This is a genomic window from Prevotella sp. P3-92 (assembly GCF_002251205.1).
Classification (GTDB): domain Bacteria; phylum Bacteroidota; class Bacteroidia; order Bacteroidales; family Bacteroidaceae; genus Prevotella.
This window is the reverse complement of sequence record NZ_NPJE01000056.1, coordinates 1-22854: the sequence shown is the minus strand read 5'-3', so window position 1 is coordinate 22854 and position 22854 is coordinate 1. Positions and strand designations below refer to the sequence as shown.

Below are 22854 nucleotides of genomic sequence, written 5' to 3'. Positions count from 1 at the left end.
ACGTGACAGTGCCGCTTATCGTTTCTTCCTTTTGCCGGAAGAGGGGCGCATCATGCGTGCAGCTTTCATCATGCAACGGCGTGCCCAAGCGCGTTCATCCTCGTCATCGTCACGTCCCCATTTGAGGTCGGACGAACTGCCGCCACCGCCATGACCTTCGGCAAAGGTGGTGGCATCATCGACGTAGCCGAGGAATAGAAGCGTGGCACAGTACATCACCTCCGTTCCATTCTCCGCAAAGGCCTGAAGCAGGGAACCGTCAAACACGTCCTTGCCCTCATTGGAAAGCCGTGCCACACGTTCGGAGAACTCGCTGACCATGTTTTCGAGAAGGGCATTTCTGAGAACGGTGTCCGCACCTTGTCGGATAGTATCGGAATATCTGTGTGCCTCCTGCCGCAACTCCTCCGTGCGCTCCTTCATGGCGGTCATCTCCTCACGCAGGGCATCGAGCTTGCGGTCAGCCTCTGAGAGCTTCTCCTGCTTGTCGTCCAGTTTCGACTGGATAGCGGACAGTTCCTGCTCCAGCTCTTGGACTTGCTGACGGAGAGCATCAGGATTGTCGTGACCTGCAAGAATCTGCCGATGCAATTCAGCAAGTGCCGCCTCCTTCTCAGCCTTCTCCTGCAAGAGGTTGTTGACCATTGAGGTGAGTCCTTTTACTCTCCGCTCTGCCAGACGGATGTCCGATTGGAGCGAGGCGAGTGTCCGCTGATGGGTGGCGACGGACTGCTCAATGGTGGTGCACTGTTCTGACAGCTGGCGGCGGTATTCTTCGGTGGTGCGGTGGCGTGCTCCCGTCTCTGAGACGGAAGTTCCGCGCTCCATGCCCCAACGCTTGTTGACATCGGCAAATTCGCTGTGCAGGGCTTTCATCCTGGCAGAAAACTCGTACTTGTCCTTTCCGGCGAATATCTGTTTGTATGCAAACTTGCCGTCCTTGATTGGCAAGAGGGTGCAGTGAACGTGCGGATTGGTTTCGTCCAAGTGTAAGATGAAAGCGACGATGTTCTCCTCACCGTATTTGTCCGCAACAAAGCGGTAAACATCCTTTGCCCATTCCTCAATGTCCTTGCATCGGGTTAGATGCGAATTGTCCGCTCCGTGAGTGAGATTCACCTTCTGGTCACCGAATGCCAATTCTGTCATACGTTCTCGTGAGCCTCCGAAGATGAAATTGACCACTGTGCGGAAGCGTGGCTCTGCCAGTCCCTCGTTGGGGTCTTTGATTCCACGGCTCCGCAGGATGTCTGCCATGCGCTCCGGGATGCTTCGGCTCTTGTCTATAGGACAAACCTTGCCGCCCCGAACCTCGAAGTTGAGCCGCTCACGGCTGCGGTCGTAGTTGCCTGTTGATTCAGCGGATCCCCAACCCTTTTCCGTCCAACGGCGTTGGTGCTCGTTGCTCTGTGCTGTGGTGATTCCCTTAGATGGTCGGAAATCCATAACCTGTTTTGGTGTTGCCATAACCTATTTCCTTTTATGTGTGTACAACTCTCCTGTCTCCAGCTTGCTGCTTGTAAGGACAGCCTCCCGATGGTCGGAGACCAAGAGGGGTATTAGGCTACCCAAATTCCCTCATTTCCGACCAACGGGCAAGCCCGATTATTTTACAGCAATGGCAGACGTGTAAACACTGTGCCAGTAGAAAAGAAGAAGCGTTGTACGGTGATTATTAGAGGTTAATACAGCCTTTTGATGGACAGGAGCCCTCTTGGTTGGCTACAATGGCAAGGAACGGTCGGCAGAGTGACTGAAACTGTGACTTGATGGCTGCGCTTTCCTGATGCAAGGCTGGTGAGCTGCCATCCAATGCCAATTCTGATATTGCCTTTGCCGCCTCGATGAATGAGAGCCAGTCTCCTCCCAGGTCTTTGTAAAAGAAGGGAAGAAGGGAGGTAACGAGGGCGTTATCTGTTTCCTGCGAAAGCACCTGATGGAAGGTGGCTTCGCAGACAGCTGTGAGTGCAGTCATACAAAAGGCGTGTCCTACAGATTCGGGAATGTTTCTTCCGCATGGCACCTTGCCAATTGAATTGCCATTGTCGGCTTTCTGCAAGATAATGGCTACTTCCTCTGTTGCATCTTCGTAGAGTTGTTCACATTCCGAGGCGCAAGCCGATGCGGACATCTTGCCGCTTCGCCATTCGTCCAATGCGGTACACATCTTCTGGCGGAACACATCCAAGGCTGCGTCAATCGGAGAAACGGCAGGTGTCTCAGCCAACATCGGGATGGTGATGATTTGGCTCTTCGTGAGACGGGTGACGGAAATCTGGTTCATCTTCTCCAACTGCTCGATGAAGGTGCGGACAGTGGCGCGGTGCCAATGCCAGCATCCTGCCAGTTCGGTAATGGTGATTACAAACTGCCCGTTGGACAGGCTGAACTCCTGCTTGCACAGATCCTTGGGGATGTACTGTACAGAAGCCTTGTCTACAAGGTCAAGGTAGGCTTCGAGCTTCGACAGCCTTATCCCGGACCTCTCTTTCAAGAACTCCAACAGGGACATCCGTTCAGACATCTTGCCGGAACTCGTTCTATGTTTCTGTTTCTTCATTTCAATAATCTGTTTGGTGAATACTGTTGTTTGTCGCCAGCTCCATTATACAAAAGGAACGGCATGATACAGGTGATACTTAATAGTAGTATATGATGAGCATTTCTGTGTCTTCGAGGAGCATCTTGCGGTCAGCCTTGTTCTTCCACAGCGATATGACTATGCGCGAGGGATAGAACAGTGATGCCAGAAGGACAAAGGAGATGGTGACAGCAAGCGTGAACAGATGAGGAGTGAAGACAAACACCACTGCCGCCAACGCGGCGATGCAGAAGGGTGTCCGCTCCTCGTGCAGACGCTGTAGCCACCTCTCCACATCCATAAAGACAAAGAATATGGCAAACGCTATGGTGGAAGCCACTACGCCTATGTCGTTATAGTGTACACAGAGGTAGAGGAAGTGGAACACGTACAGCAGGATGAGCAGCATCAACCGGTAGAGCTTCCTTGCTGTCACAAGCGCGGTCATGCGCAGATAGAACCGTGTCATAAACTGTCTGCGGCTTCTGTGCAGAATCATCGTCACAAAGAAGAACGCTGACATCAGGATGAGAAACAGTATCTTACTTGTCATAATATGTATAGCATGTGAATAATGGAAGTGGACTCAGGTCGGGCTGGACGACACCGTGTGTGGCAGTGGATATGATACGCTCCACATCCTCCAGTGTCAGTTCTCCCTTGATTATTCTCTGACGGAAAGCTCCGTCGGTTGTCCGAAGGCTCTTGATAGCCTGTTCCAAGTCGTACTCGGCTATCTGCCACACTTGCCCTCTCGTGTAGGGGAAATGATGGTGGATGGCCTTGACCACAAGCACACGGCTGAGGATGTCGGTCATTCTGCCGTTCCTGACTATCGTGTGGTTGCGGACAGTGGCGATGCTCTCAATCTCCAGCCATGTGCGGTGACGGTCGAGAAGATGGATAATCTTCATGTAAAGCGTTTCCTTCATCAGATGGTCGGGAGCTTGTGGCATGACTTTGGCCTTTGTTGTGGACAACAGAATGGAGCGTTGTTGCGGTAGAACAGGACTGTCATCTGGCAAATGTAACTTTCAAATGAAGTCGAGCAGGACTTCCTCCTTGGGCTTCATGTATTTGAAGAACCCGTTCTTGCAATGCAGACTGAGGTCGAGGCATACATCTGCCGACATGTGCTCCAGCGAGTCATAGATGGTCACTTTTATCTGGCTGACCATGCCACGCTCATCTGTGGAGCCGTTGACCTTGAACATCCGTCCGAAAGAAGGGTTGGAATAGGCACAGCAGCTGTGTCCGAACTCCGTATGACGGCTTGGAATGTGGTGATAGAGGATTATCATTTCCATCTCGTCTTCGAGCATATCCATCACCTCCTCTATCGTGAAAGGGGTGTTCAACTGGAAAGTAAGAAGCACGTAATCGTCATACTTGACAGGCTTCTCCATCTTGCGCTTGTCCAGCAGTTCTGGCAACTGCAAAGGCACGACGGCAAGGAAATCATCGCAAAACTGTTCTAACATAATCGTATTCTCTGTTTGGGGTGTTTATAATCTTGTGACATAAATCTTCATCATGAGCATGGGCATATCCGACAGGCGTTGCTTGTCGAGGTGCAGTTTCTTGGCCAGACCGTCCATCTCCTTGGGGAGCGCATCGGCTATTTTGTAGAGGTCTGCCTTGTCCTTGTCGGAGAGCACGCTCACGGAAAGGTCATCCATCGTCATGAACGGCTGCATCATCATCAGGAGGTAGGCGTGCATGGTGTGCTCGTCCTTTACCCTGCCACTATTCAGATCCTCGATAGCCGCTTGTGCGTTGCGCAGCAGACGGTGGTTGGTGCGCATGGAGAGGTATATCATTGCATCCTTGTGGGACAAATCCTTGCGGTCGGCGGCACGGAGTATCTCCCGACAGCAGTGTTCGGTGTTTCGTCTGATGTCACCGATGTCATCGTCAGCAAAATCCGGCAGGTATTGCAGGAAGGATTTGAAATACAAATGCTCTTCCTTGATGAAAGCGAGCAGGTCTTCCTTGCCGTGAATGCCTTGCTTGGCGGATTTTTGCAGGAACAGCAGGTAACGCTTCAGTACCGCCTGTTTACCACCTTTATTATATATAGGCAGGCTATCCAAGGAAGCGAAGAATGGCTGTGCTTCCTTCACGGCTTGCTGTAGTTCCTCATCACCAACATGGGAAGAGGTCTGTTCTCTGAGATAGAGCAGGTCGTGAAAGGTGCGTTGCTTAGACATCGCCATACGGCACAGCTCGATGTGGATGGAGTCGTTCAACTCATGATATACCGTGAACGGGTATGAGTGGGCTTTCCTGACAGTGTCACGTGAGATGCACGATGTCACGGAATCGTCCAACACGCGCCATTCGTTGACAATCTTAACTAATGTCTGAATTGAGACCTTGCCGTTCTGTCGAAGAGTGGTCAGAAAGCCATGATACTCTCTGATGGCTTCATCGCTCGAATGGAACGACTTCGTGCCGTTTCCGTCTGAACATGCTGTCAGCATGACTACGGCAAACGCAGTGGCAATACAAATGGCAAGTCTGATACAGCCATGCGAGTTTGATTTTGCATTATGCAATATTTGCTTCATGCAATGGAGGTTGGTTTGTCCTCCGAAAAGTTGGGTTTCATATTTCATTGTTGTCATTATTTTGAGTCTGATTTTGAAATTGACGGTGCAAAGTTAATGCGTTTCAGCGATATATTTGCAAGAATGACAGTAAGTTTAATCTTATTTGTGTATCATACTTGCGAGTATGATTTTCAATGAAATCAAGTGAAAAGAAAATGGCAAATTATCGTGTTTAAGTATGATTTTTCGTTCAAGTATGATTGTTTCTCGGAAAAATAGTGTACCTTTGCACTTGATTTCATTTAATAGCGTACAACAGTATGGCAAAAGTAGGTTACATCTTTATCGCCACCAATGGCGAAGAGTATGCAGAAGACAAGGCTTGGATGCAGCAATACGGCTGTGTTCAGGTGATAGAGGAACTGTCCGAACACGAGAGGCTGCGCCCGATGTGGAAGCAGCTCATATCGAGTCTGGAGCGCGGCGACGAGCTGGTGGTGTCGAGGTTCAGTAACGCACTGCGTGGCACCCGTGAACTGGCTACATTCATAGAATACTGCCGTGTGAAGGTGGTTCGCATCATCTCCATCCAAGACCGCATCGATACGTTTGACGAACTTTTCCCCGACACCAAGCCCTCACAGGTCATCCGTATGTTCGGGTCACTCTCTGAGGAGTGTGCCGTGCTGCGCAAGGCATCGGCACACATCATCCATCTGCAACAGAATATCCGGCCGCCCAAGAAGTCTGAAAGGGCACTGTCGAAACTGGAGCGTGAGAAGAATATCGTGAACATGTACAACGAGGGGCACAGCATAGATGACATCTTTGCCATCAGCGGCTTCACAAGCCGAAGTTCCGTGTTCCGCATACTCAACAAGCATGGTGTGACGCTGAACCGTGGACCTCATAGTGGACCGCTGAAGAAAAGGAATAAAGAATAAACAAAAAACAGATACAATGAATAAGACATTCAACATCTACTGTGATGAAAGCACCCACATGGTGCATGACGGTCATCCCTACATGCTTTTGGGATGTACAAGTATAGCATACACACAAATCCGCATGGCAAAAGATGCCATAAAAGATATTAAGAAGAAGCACGGCTATAGTGATGAGCTGAAATGGACAAATGTCCACGAGGCCACGTATAAAGTCTATGCAGAGCTTATAGACTGGTTCTTTATGAATGACATGGAATTTAGGGCTGTGGTTGTTGACAAGAGTCAGATTGACGAGAAACGAGAAGACTATACGTTTAATGATTTCTACTTTCGCATGTACTACCAATTGCTGCATCACAAGATGGACATGGATTATACATATAACATATATATGGATATCAAGGACACATGCAGTAGCGATAAGCTGGAGAGGCTCAGAAAAATAATGGAATACAACTCTTCCATTGGCAGGTTTCAGTTTATACGTTCACACGAAAGTGTCTTCATCCAATTGGCAGATGTTCTAATGGGAGCCATCAACTACAACCTTAGATATGAAAAGGGAGAAGTTGAAGGAAGGGTGAGAGCCAAAATGAAGCTGATTGAAAAGATAAAAAAACACAGTAATATCAGTCTCAACACCACAACTCCCAAATTTAGAAAGAAGTTTAATTTGTTTTTTATCGCACTGAAATAGCCAATGAGCAGTTTGAATATTATCAAGAAATACCCTGAGCTGCTGGAACTGGCATATCTCAGTGAACGAGAAAGAGAGCATGATCTTCATGCAATATTCAAGCGTGATATAGAAGATAACTGTCAATTCTCATTCAGAGGGTGGCGCATCTATCCTATAAAGACAGATGGCGAGATTGACATGGCAAGATTGTTCAAGCATCTTACCTGTGAAGAAATCATGGTTGAGAACGAAGACGGTACGACTTATCCAAAGCGAGTATTCGAGATGGCTCGTTCACAAAGGCTTCATTGGATAAATCACCATGTGAGAGAATTGACACCAGACAATCTGGATGTATTTACCATAGAAGAGAGGGACGGCAAAAAGCGTAAGGTCAAGAAAACATACATCTATGATAAAGTGGAAAAGTATGTTATTGTCTTGGAACAACAACGTAGCAACGGATTCTATCTGTTGACAGCATACCATCTTAACAAAGAGTATGGACTAAAGGCTTTGGAAAAGAAGATGAAAAAGAGATTGCAGACACCACTATAAAACGCAAGACCCGAATTGCATCAAAGGCAACCGGGTCTCGAAACTCCTTCTATCTATAGATGAGCGCTGCAAAGGTACGAATATTCTTTGAAATAACGAAGGTTTTTCATTGAATTCTTCTCGATTTTAACATTTGCAGGGCAGTATTGTAAGATAACAGGAAAGAAAATAGCATAATTTTACAGAAAATCGTAATGGAAACATTCAAAGACGTTATATCAAGTGACCAACTTGTCTTGGTCGATTTCTTCGCCACCTGGTGCCAGCCATGCAAGATGATGCACCCCATCCTTGAGCAGGTGAAGGAAGTGTTGGGTGACAGAATCCGCATCATCAAGGTAGATGTGGACAAGTATGGGGTGACTGCAAGTCAGTATGGCATACAGTCTGTGCCCACATTGATGCTGTTCAGACGCGGCGAAGTGTTGTGGAGGACGAGCGGTGTGATGCAGAAATCAGAGTTGCTGGCAACGATTGACCCGTTTTTAAGATAAAAGAGCAGAAATGTCAAAATCTAAATTAAAGTCTGTCCTCATGTCCATGGACAAGAGTGAAATAATAAAAATGGTATTGGAACTTTATTCTGCACGGAAAGAGGCAAAGGAATATCTTGACTTCTATGCAGAGCCGAATGAGGGCCAGAAGCTGGAAGAGTATAAGCACATCATACGGGAAGAGTTCTATCCGAGCAGAAACAGAGAGCCAAAGACACGCTTCTCAGTGTGCCGCAAGGCATTGTCCGACTTCAAGAAACTGAAGCCTTCGGAAGATTCAGTCGCAGAATTGATGGTGTTCTATATGGAGAATGCCTGTCAGTTCACTTATGACTATGGAGACATGTGGGAGCAATTCTATGATTCTGTTGAGAGTAATTTCGACAAGACATTGCGCCACATCGTGCTTTATGACCTTTGGGACAAGTATGATTCCCGAATCAAGCAATGCCTTCGTTGGGCAAGCCCTTGTGGATGGGGATTTCCTGACGCACTGAATGATATGTATGAGGAAATGAAGGCGCAAAATGAGGAACTCCGAAAGAAATACAGGAATTTCAAGATGCCCATCAACGCTGATTATTAAACGAATATACTCAAATGGGGAAACCAAAGAAAAAACATAAGAAAGCGAAACAACTGCCCTTAAGCAAAGAAGAGCAGATTTTTCAAGCGGCAAGAGACCTTGCAGCTGAAATTGGCATATCCTATTCTGAGGCATTAGGGTTTACTTTGGGCATAAAGGACGTAACGTATGGTTGGGAAGAAGACTATACGGAAGAAGAGTTTCAGGCACTGATTGACCACGCTGTGGGAGACACTGATTATGAGCACACCCTCTATTGAATCATCTACACGAGAGGAACGTTTGGATTACGTTCTGAATGAATGGAGATGTCTGCACAACTGTGAGCTGTGCGGTAAGTGCCATATTCTGAAAGGCAGAAGCGAAGAAATACTCTATGCAGACTATATAGACGGCAAGCGGTCATATATGGATATAACATTAGAAATCAGAAGCAACAGATAATGATGTCACAGAAATACATATATCCATCGTTGTTCCAAGAGGAAGAGCCGCAAGAAAGCGTTCCTGGTGATAAGAAAGAGTATGACCTGACGAATCTCTTTGAGAGATTGGCAAAGTCTGATTTTCGCAGCCGGTTCCATCTGTCCAAGCAAGACAGGGAGTATGTAATGGAAAAGGGATTGCCGACGATACGAAAACACGCAGAGGACTTTGTGGCAAAAAGACTTGCTCCGGCTGTCATACCGAACGACGGCAAGCAGACTCCCATGCGTGGGCATCCTGTTTTCCTGGCTCAACATGCCACTGGCTGTTGTTGCCGGGGATGCTTCTTCAAGTGGCATCACATCTCAGCAGGCAGGGCACTGACCAAGGAAGAACAGGAATATGCTGTTGCCGTATTGATGGCATGGATTGAAAAACAGATGAATAAAGGATGAAGATAGAAGAAGCCATAGTATATGTGATGGTAAAGCGAAATGGCGGCATGACAACCGACCAGATTGCCGATGCCATCAATCGTCATAGGCTGCACCTGAGAAAGGACGGTCAGCCTGTGACAAGCAAGCAGGTGTATGCAACAATCTGCCGTTTCCCTGAAATGTTCACAAAAGAAGCTGGCAGAATCATGTTAATGATATGACGTAACGATATGACAATAGATACAACCAACATGTGCTCACACCTTCAGAAGAAGTTGTTTGAACCAGAAGGTGTGTATTATCCTATATGGCAAGCCATGCAGGATGATGAGACCTTGACAGCAGTGGTACGAAGCAGACAGCTGCACATCTACAGAAACGGGAAGAAAATTCTCGTTCTGGCAGGTAAGGCACAACCGAAGATTATAAGGGAAGACAAAATACAAGAGTTAATAACAAGATTATAAACAAAACATCAAATCATCAAAACAATGGACGCAAAAGAAAAAGTATTGGCAACAATGAAAGAGGCTGGTCAGCCTCTCAACGCAGGTAAAATCGCAGAACTCAGCGGTCTCGACCGCAAAGAGGTAGATGCAGCCATGAAGCAGCTGAAAGCAGAGGGTGCAATCGTCTCTCCTGTGCGTTGCAAATGGGCACCTGCAGAGTAAGGTTTATACTGCTGTCTTGAAATATAGGCAGCAGTATCTTTATTTTTATCAAAATGTTAAGGTGAGGAATCTGAATATCCTTGCCTACGGACACAATTATCCGCTGCATCTTTTTGGGGTAAGGTGCAGACGTATGGCTGTCAGCGTATCTTGGTTTAAAGACGCTTAGCGGTCACGGCGGAAGTCGTTTCGTCTCTCTCCGCCGAACAAAGCTCTGAGCACATTGCCCAAAGCTCCGAACACGAAGTAGCAAACGATGATTGCAACAATATCGTCCATAAGCATTTTCTGTTTTATGGGTTATACACTATTATGAAGATTCACTATGTCCAATCCCTGCCTCTTGGCTTCTCTGACGGTGTAGAACGTGCCGCCCTTGGGATTGCCATCGAAGTAGGCTATGAGACGTGAACTGCGGTTGACCATATAGTCGTTGCGCCTCAGAAGGCAGCCATTGTAGTATTGCTCGCTCAATACGACCACGTCATCCACGATGCGCAGGATGGCATCATACTTGGCTTGCTCTTCCTTGCTCCACCGGTCAGACTGACCACGGAACGGCACAACGGCTATCACCTGCAAGTCCTTCAACTCGCATTGCAACGAAAGGGCGGCTTCTGCCGCCAGCAGGTCAAATCCCATTGCCATGCCACAATAGAAATACCGGTAGCCGTCGGCATACGCCTTGGCTATCTCCGATTTGAGACATTGCTTCAACTCCCTCCGCTTGGCGAAAGGTACGCTGCGGTGTCCGCTGAAGCATACGGACACTGCCTTGTCGTACTTTGTCATACTTTACCTTACTTTATAATGTGTGCGTGCGAGGAACATACCGCCAATAACACATGCCCCGAGCCTTTCGAGTTGGTTGGCATACTTGGCATAGCTGAGACCCTTGGTTATCACATCGTCAAAGACCAACACCATTTTGTTGTCGAAGAACGGCTCATCAAACTCAACGACATTCGCCTTGCGGACTTCATCCTCGTTCTTGCGGTTATCGTGGATGGTCTTACGCTCTCCGCATACCCTCACGTGCTCGTAGCCGTTTTCCGCTCCTGTCAATTCACACACCCTGTGGCAGAAAGCCTTGTAGCGGAGTTCGTTGCTCTCGCTTGTGGATGCTGGAACGGGGGCGAAGACGATGTTCACGCAACCCTTGCCGTAGAGTGTCAGCATATTCTCTGCGGTGCGCTGCGCCACTTCCTCGTAGGCTCTTCCGTCCTTGAAGTCAAACACTAATTGTCTGTCGGCAATCTCCTTCTCACCCACATTGCGGATGCGTGCGGGATAGTATTTGCAGAACCAAGTCTGAGGCTTGTCTAACTGCTTTTGGATTTGATAGTCATTCTTGTGTGCCATTGCTCTTATGTTTTTTCTTCCCTTATTTCGGAGGCTTTTCCTGCCTGCCCAAGGGATATTTTTTGCTTTCCAAGAGTGATGGCGATCAAAAAGCCAAATCGGGAGCGAAAAATACGCTCTGCACGCAGAGGAAGATTTTTCGGTCAAATGCAATGGACGATTTGGTGTTTGAACAATCGCCAGCATTACCTTTGCAAAACAATATCCGCAGCGGCAAGGCAGGCGAAAAGAAATCTGTTATGTAAAAGAGGAAACGGGCGGGATGGCGTGGGGCGAAGCTGTATATGGGGAAGGACGATAGTTGATATGAGGGAAAAAGAGAAAATCTTGTAATAGGGAACGACATTGCCTTTTATCAGCATGGAGACAGTCCTACAAGCAGAGAAAACTATTGCCCTAAAAATGAGTTGGATAGTATTTTCTAAAAGTAGTATCGACTACGAATAGTATAATAGTCGAATAGTTTTTACTACCATACTACGGATAGTAAAGTCTGTTTATAGAAGAGATAGCGGTATCATCGTCTGTTCGGCGATGATACCGCGCGGCACTCATGTGTCATGCCGCTTTAGGTATTCTGTCATTGCCTCATTGACAATATCACGCAAGGACATCCCTTTCTTGATGGCGAGGTACTTCATCCTCGTGTGGATGCTCTTGTTGATAAGGAAATTGCAATGCACCGGCACTTCGGTAGTCTCAGAAACAGACACAGGTGGTGCTGGTGTAGTTTCTGTGACTATCTGCTCCTTACTCGGCTTCTTTGTGGAAGAAAGGAGTCCGTTGAGACCGCCTTTCATTCCCTCTTTCAACATACTGCTCTTGCTCATGGCTATGCTATTTTAAGTTTAACACTTCTTTTGCCAAAGACATATAATCACTGGCACCATTGGATTTGGGATTATACTCAAAGATAGTCTTGCCGTTGATGGGTGCTTCTGCCAAAGCCACATTATCACGGATGACGGTCTTGAAAACCTTCTCGTGAAAACTGTCATTGACGATTTCCCTCACGCTTCGGTTCAACGTCTTGCGGCGATCGAACTGGGTGATGACGATGCCGCCCACTTTAAGGTTGGAGTTGAGCCGCTCCTGAACGATGCGGATGATGTCCATCAACTTTGCCATACCTCTCATGGCAAGGTATTGCGCTTGAACAGGGATGATGATGTAGTCGGCTGCGGTGAGGGCATTCAAGGTCAGCAAGCCCAATGACGGTGGACAGTCGATGATGATGTAGTCGAAATGCTCTTTGGCGATGGCTTTGGTGATAAGTCCCTTCAAGATAAGCTCCCGTCCCGGCTCGCTGATAAGCTCTAACTCAGCCGCAGACAGGTCAAGGCATGAGGGTGAGACGGTGATGCCGTTGTGCAACTTGACCAACGGCAAGGTGTACTGTCCACACATTGCGCCATAGACTGTCTGTTCTTCCTCGATGGACAATCCCAAGGCTTCCGTGAGGTTGGCTTGTCCATCCATGTCAATAGCCAAGACGTTCTTCTTACTCAGTTGCAGAGCTGCCGCAAGGCTTACTGCGGTCGTACTTTTCCCTACACCACCCTTGTGATTTAATACTGCAATTATCTGTGTCATAACATGATACTACTATTAGTGAATACTACTTTACTATTCTACTACTGATAGTACATACTAACCATAGTAAAAGCGGATTTACTACGATTAGTACGTACTACTCTCAGTTGATACTACCCTCAGAAGGGAAGGTCTTCGCTCTTGTCCTGCGGTGCATCGGCTGGCGGTACGGGAGCCTCGCCCTCTGCCTTGGCTGCCTTGCGTGCCTTTGTTGCAGGTGTGTCGGTTGCATCCTTCTTCCCTGCATTGACAAAGGCGATGGAGTCAGCTATGATGCTATGCTGTATGTGGTTCTCTCCGTTGCGGTCTGTCCAAATGGAAGAAGTCAGTGTGCCTTCCACAAGCACCATACGACCCTTGGTGAGGTATTCAGCCAAACGGATATGGTTCTCCTTGCTGCTCTTCACCCTTACCCAAGTGGTGATTTGCTTGCCCTTACTGTAGTCGTCCACTGCGATGTCAACAGCCATGAATGTTCCGTGTGTACCTGTGATGACGCGGCAATCCTTTGCTCCGATGCGTCCGATAGTGTGAGTGTAAATCATAATGTGAAAATGTTATAGTGGCAAGTTGGTTAGACTTGCCGTTACCTTGTTATTTAAATGACTTTTCTTGTTGATTGAACATAAGCTATTGCTTCATTCATAATTTCTGCTCGTGACCTACTCTTGTTATCTTGCATCCACTCATCAATTTCAGATTTGAGGAACATGATACGTTTCCCCTTCTTATGGAATGGTATTTGTTTATTGCTTGTCCAACAATAGATTGTGTGTTCAACTGGATGGGTAGGGAGATACTCACTCAATTCGGAAACACTAAGCCATTCCAATCCCTTATCGGGCTGAATTTGAGTCATTAGTGTGGAAAACTTTTCTTCTAAAATCTCCAGCTTGTTTATTACTAATGACAATGCTGATGGCAAGTCATTAAAACTCAATATTTGCTTTTCCATATCAATATATGTGTGGCAAGTTGGTTAGGCTTGCCGTTACCTTGTTATTAATATCCTTTCTTCGTCTGCCTTGTATTGGCGACAAAAGACTTGTTGCTGCCTGTGAGACTGATAGAGCCGCAATTAACAAACTCTCCGTCGGAATAGACTCTGTACTTCTGTCCGCTTACCTCATGCTTCTGTTTGATGCGCTCTCGCATCCACTTCTTGGCTGCGGTCAATGAGCAAAAGGTCTCGCTCTCCTTGGTCGTCTCGTCATATACGATGCACTGGGTCATACATGCTCCTACTTCATCCATGCACCTATACTCGACGTGACATAGTCCAACTGACCGCCAAATATGTCGCTTGGCTCTATGTCGTATTGTCCATCCCTCACTTCCTTGTCCTCTCCAAGAAGCGACAAGTTTCCGTCGGCATCCAAACGTGCTGCGTCTATGACGATGTCACGAGGCTCGTCAAAGAGATAACCTGCCACGATGGGCTGCTCTCCCTCGAAATGCACCTCAAAGCCTCCGTCCACCTCCGTGCCGTACTTGCGAAGAGCCGCTTTCAGCTCGTCCTGCTCCCGGTGCTGCAATGCCTGGAGTTGTCCGTGGATAGTGAGGTCTTGCAGTTCTGCCTCTCGTTTGGTGTGGGTTGCCTCGCCGGTCTTGCAGTCGATGTCATACTTGTGGTAAACCACTGGGATATGGTCTGCCGATGTGACAAGCCATGTGATGTTGTTCACTGAGAAGCCCTGTCTGGTGAGGAACTCCTCGATGTCTGAGCCGAGAAGGTGGTCGGCTACGTCAAGATACTCGATGCGTGCGTCAGCATCATGCAGGATGATAATCTTCATTGCCTTTCTATTTTTAGTGATACAAATAAGTTTGTCGCCCATGTCGCTGGACTTGTTTAACTACGTTGAAGAAACTTACGCTCAGCATAGTGAATAAATTCCCTCTGCGTTCGCTTAACCGTTTCTTTCTCTTCCCTCCTTTCGAGACCTTTCAGCCTGTGGAGGGATATTTTCTGCTCCCACAAGCCGCAAGAAAAGACATAAAGACAAATTATGTGTGAAGAATACTCTTTTCCGAGGAAAAGGAAGATTGTTCACAGTCACAAGACCTCAAGCAGAATTTGACGATTGTCTCAGACGCGGCTAACTTTGCAGGAAATATGCCTACCACTGCGCTGATTGGAAGAAGATTATTGATATTGGCTGCAAGAGGAATGATGTGTTATATATAAAGAGGTAAGAAGAAAGATTGAAACAGTAAGGGTGGGCAGTGAAGTGTTTGCAGGTCTGCTGTACCGACATAAAGCGAGTGTGTTGGCTGACCGGGATGCAAGTCATCAAAGCTTCAGCCTTGATAGCTTGTAGCACGGACAGACAATTCTCTCGCGTCGGTACTTCGGCATACTGTCAGCTTTGGCTAATAGCAACGTGTTGCCATCAGCCAAGGATGTCTGTATGACGACAGACCATGTAACGCTTCGCAAAGGCGTGGGGCAAAGCAGTATAATTTAGAAGTAGATAGTAACGTATATCAGGCAAGAAGAGACAGTTGCGCAACGGACAAATCGGGCACTCCTGTCAGCATGACAAATGTGCCTTGTCCTTGCCGCAGGACACTGAGGCAGATTGGACGTAGCAGACATGTCTGCCACATTCAATATGCCTGAGTGGACAAGAACTGCCTCTTGTATAGCAGAAGAGAAATTGTAAAACAGTTGATTAGTGGTAAAGGTGGTATGGGTGGGCAGAATGGCATTACACGGACATTGCCGAAGCCCGATAATGGGACAGCCAGACAGCAATAAAGGCAGTTATCAGAAGTGTCAGTTTCTGATAGTGACATTGTTGGCTGCCTGTCACATGGGATTCGTGCGGTGTCCGTACAGTAATGCCGTTCTGAAGGTGTGGGGCGAAGCGATACAACGCACTTGGACGAAACCACCGCTTATAACAGAAAATATTTTGCAGTCAAAGAGAAGAAGAATAGTAAAGCAGGTGTGGGTGGGTAGTGAAGCTGTCGCAAGATTGACGGTCTGAATATCAAGGCGAGTGGATAGCCAGTAAAGGACACAATTATCAGAAGCCTCGGCTTCGGCATCTTGTGGCATAGATGGCAGTCCTCTCGCGTTCAGACCTTGGCATACTGTCTTTCTTGGCTAATAGCGACTTTGTCGCCATCAGCCGGGAATATCTGTATGCCAACCATCTTGGTGACGTTTCGCAAATGGTGAGGGACGAAGTGGTTAGAATAAAGGAAGACGGCGTTGCCGTTATGGTTAATAAATGCACATGGTTGTTATTAGAGAAGATTATCACACGCTATAACAGCAGATTGATGTCCCTGAGCAAAACAAAAGCGACCCGAAGGTCGCCTTGTTATGGAGAGGAAAGGCTATTTCTTGCCTTTCTTGGTTGCTGGCTTGGCCGGCTCTTCCGCAGGAGTCTCCTCCTTGTCGGGACACTCGTAGAACTTGGTTGCAACCATGATGATTCTGGAGTGCTTCACGCCATCCTTGTCTGTCCACTCCTCTGGCTTGAAGAAACCCTCGACGGTGAGCAACGTGCCCTTGGTGAGCTTGTCGAATGATTCGGTGTGCTCGTTCTTGCGCCATGCCTCCATATTCATGAAAGCCGATACGCGGTTGGTTTCCTCGCCGTTCTTCTCCTGACGGCCTACTGCCAATGAGAAGCGTGCTACGCTGGCGTTTGCGAACTGACGGATTTCTGCATCCTTACCTACGAAACCTGAAACTGTGAAGTTGTTCTCGATCTTTTTCATTTTGAATTGAATTTAAAAGTGAAACTTAATTTTTACATGCATTCAAAAGCAGGGATGTGGCACCATGTGGGAAGCACCATGAAAATCGTTCGCAATACTCTTTTTGTCGTTGGCGGTAAGGGAGAAAAAGGAAGATTACGCACTATTTTATTGGTCACAGCGATAGCGGCCACACAAGAAGGAGGAAGTACTTCGCAGCATCACGCTACCTTTGCATGGTAAAAATAAGTGGCTTTCAAATAGCTCAATTCAGAAAAAGACGGGGCCAAACAATGGAACAAAGGTTGTAAGCAAGGAGGCAATCCGTATGCAACAGACAGGGGCACTGCTATGGCTGTATGCCTGGAGAAACGAAGCGGGAAATCCGACCTTACAGCTGTATCATCAGAAGAGTGAGGAGCATGAACACTGATGCACGATGAACGACAAGCCTAAGGGTCAGCTTAGCAATAGAGGCATCAAGCCAAAAGAGGACAGACATCAGAGGATTGGCGATAGCACTGTCATCATGCTAAGACCAAGTTCTGTGTCCGACAAGGAAGAGTCGCAAAAGACAGACGAGTAAAACCAAAAGGCGAAATGACCATTCCTATAACAAGGTGACGGGTTGCTTAAAATGGCGAAGGGACTTTGGCGACGTGTCGCGCTTAGGTGTCGATGCATAGCTTCTATAACAGGACTGGAGCAAGTGAGCAAACCGCACAACTTGCTCCCAAGGTATTTCAGTTACAACAGCCATAACCTCATTGGAGGATTGTCCTAAAAGAGTTTTTGCAGTCAAAGGAAGAAAGAGTCTGCAAGCCACATAGCCAACAGACTCTCTCCTGATTATTCACAGATGACAACATCATCCTTGTACTCCGTCACTTCCTTGCCGTTGATGAGCTGGACAATGACCTCACAACCCAAGTCCTCGACAATCGTTCCCTCTGTCTGACCTCTTCGGGGATAAAGCAAGGTGCAGAAACACCCTACAACGCCGTCCAACTGCTCCATGTCTATCGTTGCCATATCCGTTCCTCCTTGTTAGCCGAATGTGATTGGATTGATGCAGAAATTCGTGTCCTCTGCCTCATACTCGTATTCATTGATGAAGTCAATCATCTTCTGTTCGCTTCTTCCGTCCTGTGAGACACCAGTCTTCTCACACCACAACTTGATAGCATCACCAAAGGTGGAGTAAGCACCCTCACAATCCTCAAAGAGTTCTCCGTATGCAGTGACGTAGCACTCTTCGGGGAAGAAGTCGTTCTCATCGTGCGTATAGAAGATGTCGCAACCTGGCTCAACCTCTCGCCAACTGATTGAAAGTTCATCGCCAAGTGCCTTGTTCACCTCCTCAAAGAACAAGTCGCATGAAGACCAAGCACTTTCGGTGTCAAAGGACAAGAGGGCATAATCGTCTTCCACGTTCTCCTCATACTCTGCCCAATAGATGTGTCCTCTCACCGAGATGCCTTTCTTCTCGTAGTCAATGCCATAGTGTTCTGCCAAGAGATACAGATACACATTATTACTGTTCACCTCCAACTCTTGGAGTGTGTTCCAAAGGTCTGCCACGGCTTTGCGTGAGCCTGTCACCTTGTACTGAGTGTCGCAAATGTTAGCCATAAGATAAAATTTTTATTTTCTTCCCTTATGTAGAACCAACTACCATCGGGATTGATTAAAGAATTATGTTGCCCCAAAAGGTGTTATGGCTCATCAATGCAAGGTTTTGCCGTCAAATACTACCTCTGCCACAATCAGAGCGTGGAGATTTCACGGACAAACCACAGGCACCGACCTTGCAGGATGAACGCCATGACAGGTACCTTTGCAACACAATTCTTATCAAAGCCCGATGGGGTGGTACATGGCAGACTGCATGGTACAGCAGTGTGAAGTGACGTTATAGGTGGAGATAAGGCTATAAGAGGTTTTTGCAGTCAAAGGAGAAAAGAGTCCACAAAGTGCAGTATCTACAGGACAAAAACACTTTAGTTTACCTTGGTTAGCTCTTATATATATGCTAACCTAAAGTAAACTGTATATATGTCCGTCTAAAACCCGAAAACCGTACGGGTCAGCTTACGTCAGAAACAGAAGTATAGAACCATAGAAGTGGTTCAAGAAGTCTTTCTTCCTTTGACTGCAAAATATTATCTTTGCACGAATCATAATTGCCCTGTAGGATTTAATATAATTTAACACTCTTTGTTGAATGCAAGGAAGAACAGCTTCAATATGCTGAATATCAGTAGTATAACATTGTGTTAACCCTTAATCTGTAGAAAAGGATGTTATCATACAAAGTAATGTCCATTTGTACTTTTTCTATATGGTTTTATACTTACATTTGCATATCATTTGTATCTTTATAACAGTAACTAACTGATTATCAATATACTTTATATTTGAGGAGGTCAAATGAGACGCATAAGTAAAGACATAACGAAACACTATCAAATAGCGTGTAGCTCAATGAGTTACACGCTATTTGCATTGTATAGGCTCATGTTTGTTATGTGCTTATTATTCCTTTTTTACGGCTTTTTTGTTATATGTGTGTAGCACGACAAAAACGTAGGAAAAGCCCGACTAAAACCTACTTATTCCTATTAATCCGTACTTAATAGTCGGTGACGTACAGGATACGAAAATGGGCGTTTGAGGGCTGTTTCAATTTGTTACATGTCACATATTAACTCATAAAAAACAAAAAGATGCCAAAATTAGGACTTGAAATCAAAAGAAAGTGCGGAATCTGCGGAAAGATGTTTATCATCAAGACGCTCGATAGCCTTTATTGTTGCAAGATTGGCAGGATACTTCATACACATAAATCCTTCTCTTATTGCTGGTGTGAGAGAGTAATCCATAAAGTTCGGACGGTTCTTCAAACCTATGGCTTCCATCATACTCTTCACACTCATTTCTTCTTTACCGATTGCCAATACCAAACGTGTTACATTCTCAGAAGACGGTTGTATGTCGATTGAACTTGTACGGGTACTTGTATGGGTGTTGTTCTCGTCATCCTTATACCCAATCAGCATATATCGATTCTTCAGTTCATTGTTTTCACCGAGCAGCAAATTAAGGAAAAACTTTACGAGGTACAACCTGCGTGACACCAAGTTCTGGTGGTGGCACGTCAAACGATATGCCGTGGCGAGACAGAGACGAGAACTTTCTTCATTTCGCCCATCGCGTCATGCTCTACGCTCATGCCCAGTACTATCCTGTCAATCGGCACAAGCGGACGCAGAACAGTAGTTATAGCTTTTCATATGTATATAGAATAATGGGTGGCAACATCTCATCTGGATTATGCCACTCACTATTGCTACTTGGCATTCTTTTTTTACCGAACTGGCAATCCATTAAATCGTCAAAGTTCTACAACCATAGTTACAACTAAAATTATGTCTTTCCTCTATATTTTTACCATCCACCTCAAACAAATGCCTTAATGTCGAATTATCCATTGGAAAAATAAACTCCAAATGTTTGCTTACATTACGTATTGGATTCATGATAATTCGACTTAAAGTTTCTTTATTTGGGAGATTGTGTATATTTTCCGCATTTGCTGTTATTAAATATTTTTCGCAATTAATGATACTTAAATAATCCATATTCGTATTACCATTACTTCCATGGTGTGCTAGAGATGCTATCTCAAATGAAAGAGAGTCATTAGTCTGTTCCTTTATATATTTTAATGCTGGGACATATTGAGATGGTATGCTGTCAGATAACCACAAGAATCGTTTTCCTTCACTTTCAATTATCACAGAAAGAGATGATGCATTCGTTATGTTCGTGTCTTCTTCAAAATTGGTTAAATTAAACTCTGAAAGAGCAACATTGTAATCAGTACCGTTTGATGTTGCTGCTACTGTATCTTTTTCTATTTCATACTCATCATTAACTTTAGGGGATGTAACAATAGACATCGTTAACCCTTCAAATGGAATTTGCATTCCTGTATATAAATTATTAATAACATTGCAATTTTTAATTTGACTCAAATAAGATGCGACTTTGTTGCCTTGAATTACACTTTCTGCCTTAGAACCATCATCTGAAAAGCAATTAACCATTGTGGTTTTTAGCTCAAAATTTGTAATCCAACATTTACACATCGGTAATGGATAACCGTCATGTACATTCTCTAAGTATCTCAGAACACCTCCGATATGATCTCGATGTGCATGAGAAATAACCCAAAAATCTATTGGGATAGATAATGATTGTAGAAATTTTCTTAGGTAGTTCTTGTAAGAAGATACAGAACCACCATCCAAGATACCAAGATGATGACATCCATGGCTATCCATCCATTCAACAGTAATACAATCACCATATTCTATTGGTGTAAATCCTAGCTTCATTGACGTTTATGTAAAGTCATAGTTCCTTTAATATTGTCATTCTCGTCCATGTAAAAGAGGCCGCTTGGCATAGTCATTTTACTATTGTAACTACCATCATGAGGATTATAGAATTTCTCCAAAACAACTATCCAGACCAAATCCAATCCTTTTGAATGAAGAACTTCCATAAGTCTGTCTTTCCGAAAGAGCGTATGAATTGTTCTATTAGGATTGCAGCATACAACAATTTCACCTCTGTTATTTATGAACAAACCATCTTCATCTGCATAACTTGCGTTAAGCATATCTAATATATTTTTGCGTGGCATATAATATGTAGCGCGAGTTCCAGAGTAATCACCCTCAATATTACCATTCATTGGTTCTATAGGGACTATACCCTTTACATTGCACCCCCCATACAAAGGGGCCTTACTCTCATTATGATTCTTTTTCTCAAGAGTTGTTCCACGAGACCAGAATTTTTCTCTAGTGATATGATACAAACTGCTGTCATATGGTTCAAGCCTTTTCAAGTCGTAGAAATTCTGACCCTCCGCATCCTTGACTAGACGATTTATATCTTTTTTATTGATAATGTATGAGTATATACTTATGATGTAAAATCTACTCGCCGTGCCCCATCTATCAGCACCAATTTCCTTTGGCTCATATTCTGTCTTATAATCATGTAATGTTAGCCATTTATTACCATCAGGATCTTCTCGCTGTAAGAAATTCTTTATATCAACTGTATCAATAGTTGTTTCCATCCATGCGTTTACCTCCTGATTCCAATAAGGATAAGTAATATAATCGTGCCATGAAGATTCCTGTATTTCGTCCTGTCGTCTTGTTATACAGGCAGGGTCTATATCTCTCCAATAGTTTTGCCATGCGCCATCATATTTCATCGGGACAGATGTGTCCCATGGATTTTCAATGCAGTGGTTATCTGCGATACATCCTAAAATCTCCCACAATGCAATCCATTCATATTTCTTACCAATCCGTTCTATTCTACCAGTATCTGAACTTTGCCGACCATAACCCTCTATTCGTTTTACATACTCATCGTATTCTCCATGAAGATCTTTATTGTAACCAAGATTGAAAACACGTTTGACAATCCATCGTCTAACGCCAGATTGATTTATACCATATAAATATTTACTTGTTTTAAGTTTGGAATGATTCGGAATGTATTCTTCTCGGATTTTATTTGCAACTCTTTCACCAAAAGCATTATTCAACTGATCTGACAACGAAGGTAACATTCCGAAGCAGGTTTCCATTATCTGTTTTTCTGTATCTGTCCATCTTGGTTTCCATAAATGGTATTCCTCTTGTTTTTCTTTAATTGAATTATATCTAATTGAAATAATCTCATAGCAATCTAGCAGGTCACGCTTTTTTCCTCGGGTAATCTTCTTTAGGGCAACATATTCTTCTTCCATTTTGAAAGACCATCCAAAGAATTCTCCTACTCTAGAATCTACTATTTTTGTTCCAAAATCAGCAAGACCATCGACAACAGAATTTAGAATGTCGTTCTGTGCATGTCTATACTTTATATCTGAATCATAAGGAATCTTATATGCATCTATCTCTTCCTTAGACGGGAATTCGGATATTTGCTCATTGTATGGAGGCAATACATTTTTCATGTTAACGCCTGTCAACTGGGCATTTTCAACTGCATATTCAACTATATTACACATCACTAGTGTCCACTAAAAACGATAAACAATCGTTGTAAGTGGTTGATATGCGACAAAATACGAGCAAAAAATGACTCTATGGGTTAGAAATGACTATCTTTGCAGAAAATTACAATCTGTAAGTTAGTTTAGACTCATGAATCAAGGTAAG

The 22854-nt window shown here is 45.2% G+C and carries 34 protein-coding genes; 14 read left to right on the top strand and 20 right to left on the bottom strand.

The window, feature by feature from the left end:
• Positions 1 to 15: 15 nt before the first annotated feature.
• The 6 genes from mobV to CIK93_RS07685 form a co-directional block, all read right to left on the bottom strand.
• On the bottom strand, positions 16 to 1467 hold the full coding sequence (mobV, locus tag CIK93_RS07710) for a MobV family relaxase (protein ID WP_005816278.1): 1452 nt from the start codon (positions 1465 to 1467) through the stop codon (positions 16 to 18).
• 208 nt (positions 1468 to 1675) lie between these two features.
• Positions 1676 to 2560, bottom strand: a complete 885-nt coding sequence (locus CIK93_RS07705; RefSeq protein WP_005816280.1) for a hypothetical protein — start codon at positions 2558 to 2560, stop codon at positions 1676 to 1678.
• A 79-nt stretch (positions 2561 to 2639) separates the two neighbouring features.
• Entirely contained in the window at positions 2640 to 3134 is a 495-nt protein-coding gene (locus tag CIK93_RS07700; RefSeq protein ID WP_005816282.1) for a hypothetical protein, read from the bottom strand.
• Positions 3124 to 3537: a hypothetical protein gene (locus CIK93_RS07695; protein ID WP_005816283.1), complete on the bottom strand. Its 414-nt coding sequence runs from the start codon at positions 3535 to 3537 to the stop codon at positions 3124 to 3126. Before CIK93_RS07695 ends, CIK93_RS07700 begins: the two co-directional genes overlap by 11 nt.
• Before the next feature lie 78 nt (positions 3538 to 3615).
• On the bottom strand, positions 3616 to 4062 hold the full coding sequence (locus CIK93_RS07690) for a hypothetical protein (protein ID WP_004319947.1): 447 nt from the start codon (positions 4060 to 4062) through the stop codon (positions 3616 to 3618).
• A 24-nt stretch (positions 4063 to 4086) separates the two neighbouring features.
• Positions 4087 to 5199, bottom strand: a complete 1113-nt coding sequence (locus tag CIK93_RS07685; protein WP_005816286.1) for a hypothetical protein — start codon at positions 5197 to 5199, stop codon at positions 4087 to 4089.
• Positions 5200 to 5453: 254 nt separating this feature from the next.
• Between CIK93_RS07685 and CIK93_RS07680 the strand changes: the two genes are divergently transcribed.
• From CIK93_RS07680 to CIK93_RS07635, 10 genes are all read left to right on the top strand, one after another.
• A complete protein-coding gene (locus CIK93_RS07680; protein ID WP_005816288.1) occupies positions 5454 to 6077 on the top strand; it encodes a recombinase family protein in 624 nt (207 codons plus the stop codon).
• 16 nt (positions 6078 to 6093) lie between these two features.
• Positions 6094 to 6777 (top strand): DUF3800 domain-containing protein, encoded by a 684-nt coding sequence (locus CIK93_RS07675; protein WP_005816290.1) that lies wholly within the window; start codon positions 6094 to 6096, stop codon positions 6775 to 6777.
• A 3-nt stretch (positions 6778 to 6780) separates the two neighbouring features.
• Complete coding sequence (locus CIK93_RS07670; protein ID WP_005816292.1) at positions 6781 to 7317, top strand: hypothetical protein; 537 nt, start codon at positions 6781 to 6783, stop codon at positions 7315 to 7317.
• Between the two features lie 194 nt (positions 7318 to 7511).
• Positions 7512 to 7811, top strand: a complete 300-nt coding sequence (gene trxA / locus CIK93_RS07665; protein ID WP_005816294.1) for a thioredoxin — start codon at positions 7512 to 7514, stop codon at positions 7809 to 7811.
• Between the two features lie 10 nt (positions 7812 to 7821).
• The gene (locus CIK93_RS07660) at positions 7822 to 8397 is read left to right on the top strand and encodes a DUF6155 family protein (protein ID WP_007837469.1); all 576 of its coding nucleotides are present in this window, start codon (positions 7822 to 7824) and stop codon (positions 8395 to 8397) included.
• A gap of 14 nt (positions 8398 to 8411) precedes the next feature.
• Positions 8412 to 8657 (top strand): hypothetical protein, encoded by a 246-nt coding sequence (locus tag CIK93_RS07655; protein WP_005816298.1) that lies wholly within the window; start codon positions 8412 to 8414, stop codon positions 8655 to 8657.
• Between the two features lie 183 nt (positions 8658 to 8840).
• Entirely contained in the window at positions 8841 to 9278 is a 438-nt protein-coding gene (locus tag CIK93_RS07650; protein WP_005816300.1) for a DUF4186 domain-containing protein, read from the top strand.
• Positions 9275 to 9481 carry a hypothetical protein gene (locus CIK93_RS07645; RefSeq protein ID WP_005816302.1) on the top strand — a complete coding sequence of 69 codons (207 nt, stop codon included), beginning with the start codon at positions 9275 to 9277 and terminating at the stop codon, positions 9479 to 9481. Before CIK93_RS07650 ends, CIK93_RS07645 begins: the two co-directional genes overlap by 4 nt.
• A 9-nt stretch (positions 9482 to 9490) precedes the next feature.
• Positions 9491 to 9727, top strand: coding sequence for a hypothetical protein (locus CIK93_RS07640; RefSeq protein WP_005816304.1), 237 nt, complete (start codon positions 9491 to 9493; stop codon positions 9725 to 9727).
• A gap of 24 nt (positions 9728 to 9751) precedes the next feature.
• Entirely contained in the window at positions 9752 to 9931 is a 180-nt protein-coding gene (locus CIK93_RS07635; protein WP_005816310.1) for a transcriptional regulator, read from the top strand.
• 300 nt (positions 9932 to 10231) lie between these two features.
• On the opposite strand, the gene CIK93_RS07630 is transcribed toward CIK93_RS07635, so the two are convergent.
• The gene (locus CIK93_RS07630) at positions 10232 to 10723 is read right to left on the bottom strand and encodes an SLOG family protein (RefSeq protein WP_005816313.1); all 492 of its coding nucleotides are present in this window, start codon (positions 10721 to 10723) and stop codon (positions 10232 to 10234) included.
• 3 nt (positions 10724 to 10726) lie between these two features.
• Positions 10727 to 11293 (bottom strand): hypothetical protein, encoded by a 567-nt coding sequence (locus CIK93_RS07625; protein WP_005816315.1) that lies wholly within the window; start codon positions 11291 to 11293, stop codon positions 10727 to 10729.
• On the opposite strand from CIK93_RS07625, the gene CIK93_RS07620 reads away from it, so the two are divergent.
• Positions 11287 to 11538, top strand: a complete 252-nt coding sequence (locus CIK93_RS07620; RefSeq protein WP_225494525.1) for a hypothetical protein — start codon at positions 11287 to 11289, stop codon at positions 11536 to 11538. The two genes, CIK93_RS07625 and CIK93_RS07620, sit on opposite strands and share 7 nt — an antisense overlap.
• 306 nt (positions 11539 to 11844) lie before the next feature.
• Here the strand turns inward: CIK93_RS07620 and CIK93_RS07615 are convergent, their stop codons facing one another.
• From CIK93_RS07615 to CIK93_RS07590, 6 genes are all read right to left on the bottom strand, one after another.
• Entirely contained in the window at positions 11845 to 12123 is a 279-nt protein-coding gene (locus CIK93_RS07615; RefSeq protein ID WP_005816317.1) for a plasmid partition protein ParG, read from the bottom strand.
• Between the two features lie 7 nt (positions 12124 to 12130).
• Positions 12131 to 12886, bottom strand: a complete 756-nt coding sequence (locus tag CIK93_RS07610) for a ParA family protein (protein ID WP_005816319.1) — start codon at positions 12884 to 12886, stop codon at positions 12131 to 12133.
• Positions 12887 to 13005: 119 nt separating this feature from the next.
• Entirely contained in the window at positions 13006 to 13431 is a 426-nt protein-coding gene (locus tag CIK93_RS07605) for a single-stranded DNA-binding protein (protein WP_005816321.1), read from the bottom strand.
• Positions 13432 to 13484: 53 nt separating this feature from the next.
• On the bottom strand, positions 13485 to 13841 hold the full coding sequence (locus CIK93_RS07600; RefSeq protein ID WP_007837478.1) for a helix-turn-helix domain-containing protein: 357 nt from the start codon (positions 13839 to 13841) through the stop codon (positions 13485 to 13487).
• A gap of 47 nt (positions 13842 to 13888) precedes the next feature.
• Positions 13889 to 14140, bottom strand: coding sequence for a hypothetical protein (locus tag CIK93_RS07595; protein WP_007837480.1), 252 nt, complete (start codon positions 14138 to 14140; stop codon positions 13889 to 13891).
• Positions 14128 to 14682 carry a hypothetical protein gene (locus CIK93_RS07590; protein ID WP_005816324.1) on the bottom strand — a complete coding sequence of 185 codons (555 nt, stop codon included), beginning with the start codon at positions 14680 to 14682 and terminating at the stop codon, positions 14128 to 14130. Before CIK93_RS07590 ends, CIK93_RS07595 begins: the two co-directional genes overlap by 13 nt.
• 882 nt (positions 14683 to 15564) lie before the next feature.
• Between CIK93_RS07590 and CIK93_RS07585 the strand changes: the two genes are divergently transcribed.
• Complete coding sequence (locus tag CIK93_RS07585; protein ID WP_224204806.1) at positions 15565 to 15879, top strand: hypothetical protein; 315 nt, start codon at positions 15565 to 15567, stop codon at positions 15877 to 15879.
• Positions 15880 to 16234: 355 nt separating this feature from the next.
• Here CIK93_RS07585 and CIK93_RS07580 read toward each other — a convergent pair whose 3' ends face one another.
• Positions 16235 to 16621, bottom strand: a complete 387-nt coding sequence (locus tag CIK93_RS07580) for a single-stranded DNA-binding protein (protein ID WP_004319910.1) — start codon at positions 16619 to 16621, stop codon at positions 16235 to 16237.
• 418 nt (positions 16622 to 17039) lie between these two features.
• Here CIK93_RS07580 and CIK93_RS13775 point away from each other — a divergent pair, with 418 nt between their 5' ends.
• Positions 17040 to 17186, top strand: a complete 147-nt coding sequence (locus CIK93_RS13775) for a hypothetical protein (protein WP_007837486.1) — start codon at positions 17040 to 17042, stop codon at positions 17184 to 17186.
• A gap of 263 nt (positions 17187 to 17449) precedes the next feature.
• On the opposite strand, the gene CIK93_RS07565 is transcribed toward CIK93_RS13775, so the two are convergent.
• Together CIK93_RS07565 and CIK93_RS07560 are read right to left on the bottom strand one after the other, a co-directional pair.
• A complete protein-coding gene (locus CIK93_RS07565) occupies positions 17450 to 17632 on the bottom strand; it encodes a hypothetical protein (RefSeq protein ID WP_004319908.1) in 183 nt (60 codons plus the stop codon).
• A gap of 15 nt (positions 17633 to 17647) precedes the next feature.
• Positions 17648 to 18232 (bottom strand): hypothetical protein, encoded by a 585-nt coding sequence (locus CIK93_RS07560; RefSeq protein WP_005816332.1) that lies wholly within the window; start codon positions 18230 to 18232, stop codon positions 17648 to 17650.
• Between the two features lie 65 nt (positions 18233 to 18297).
• Between CIK93_RS07560 and CIK93_RS07555 the strand changes: the two genes are divergently transcribed.
• Entirely contained in the window at positions 18298 to 18510 is a 213-nt protein-coding gene (locus tag CIK93_RS07555) for a hypothetical protein (RefSeq protein WP_007837487.1), read from the top strand.
• Between the two features lie 825 nt (positions 18511 to 19335).
• Here CIK93_RS07555 and CIK93_RS07550 read toward each other — a convergent pair.
• The 3 genes from CIK93_RS07550 to CIK93_RS07540 all read right to left on the bottom strand — a co-directional run bounded on the left by CIK93_RS07550 (position 19336) and on the right by CIK93_RS07540 (position 22649).
• Positions 19336 to 19659, bottom strand: a complete 324-nt coding sequence (locus CIK93_RS07550; RefSeq protein WP_144007590.1) for a Fic family protein — start codon at positions 19657 to 19659, stop codon at positions 19336 to 19338.
• 327 nt (positions 19660 to 19986) lie between these two features.
• Positions 19987 to 21000, bottom strand: coding sequence for a hypothetical protein (locus CIK93_RS07545; protein WP_094447045.1), 1014 nt, complete (start codon positions 20998 to 21000; stop codon positions 19987 to 19989).
• Positions 20997 to 22649, bottom strand: a complete 1653-nt coding sequence (locus tag CIK93_RS07540) for a hypothetical protein (protein WP_144007589.1) — start codon at positions 22647 to 22649, stop codon at positions 20997 to 20999. Before CIK93_RS07540 ends, CIK93_RS07545 begins: the two co-directional genes overlap by 4 nt.
• Between the last annotated feature and the right edge of the window lie 205 nt (positions 22650 to 22854).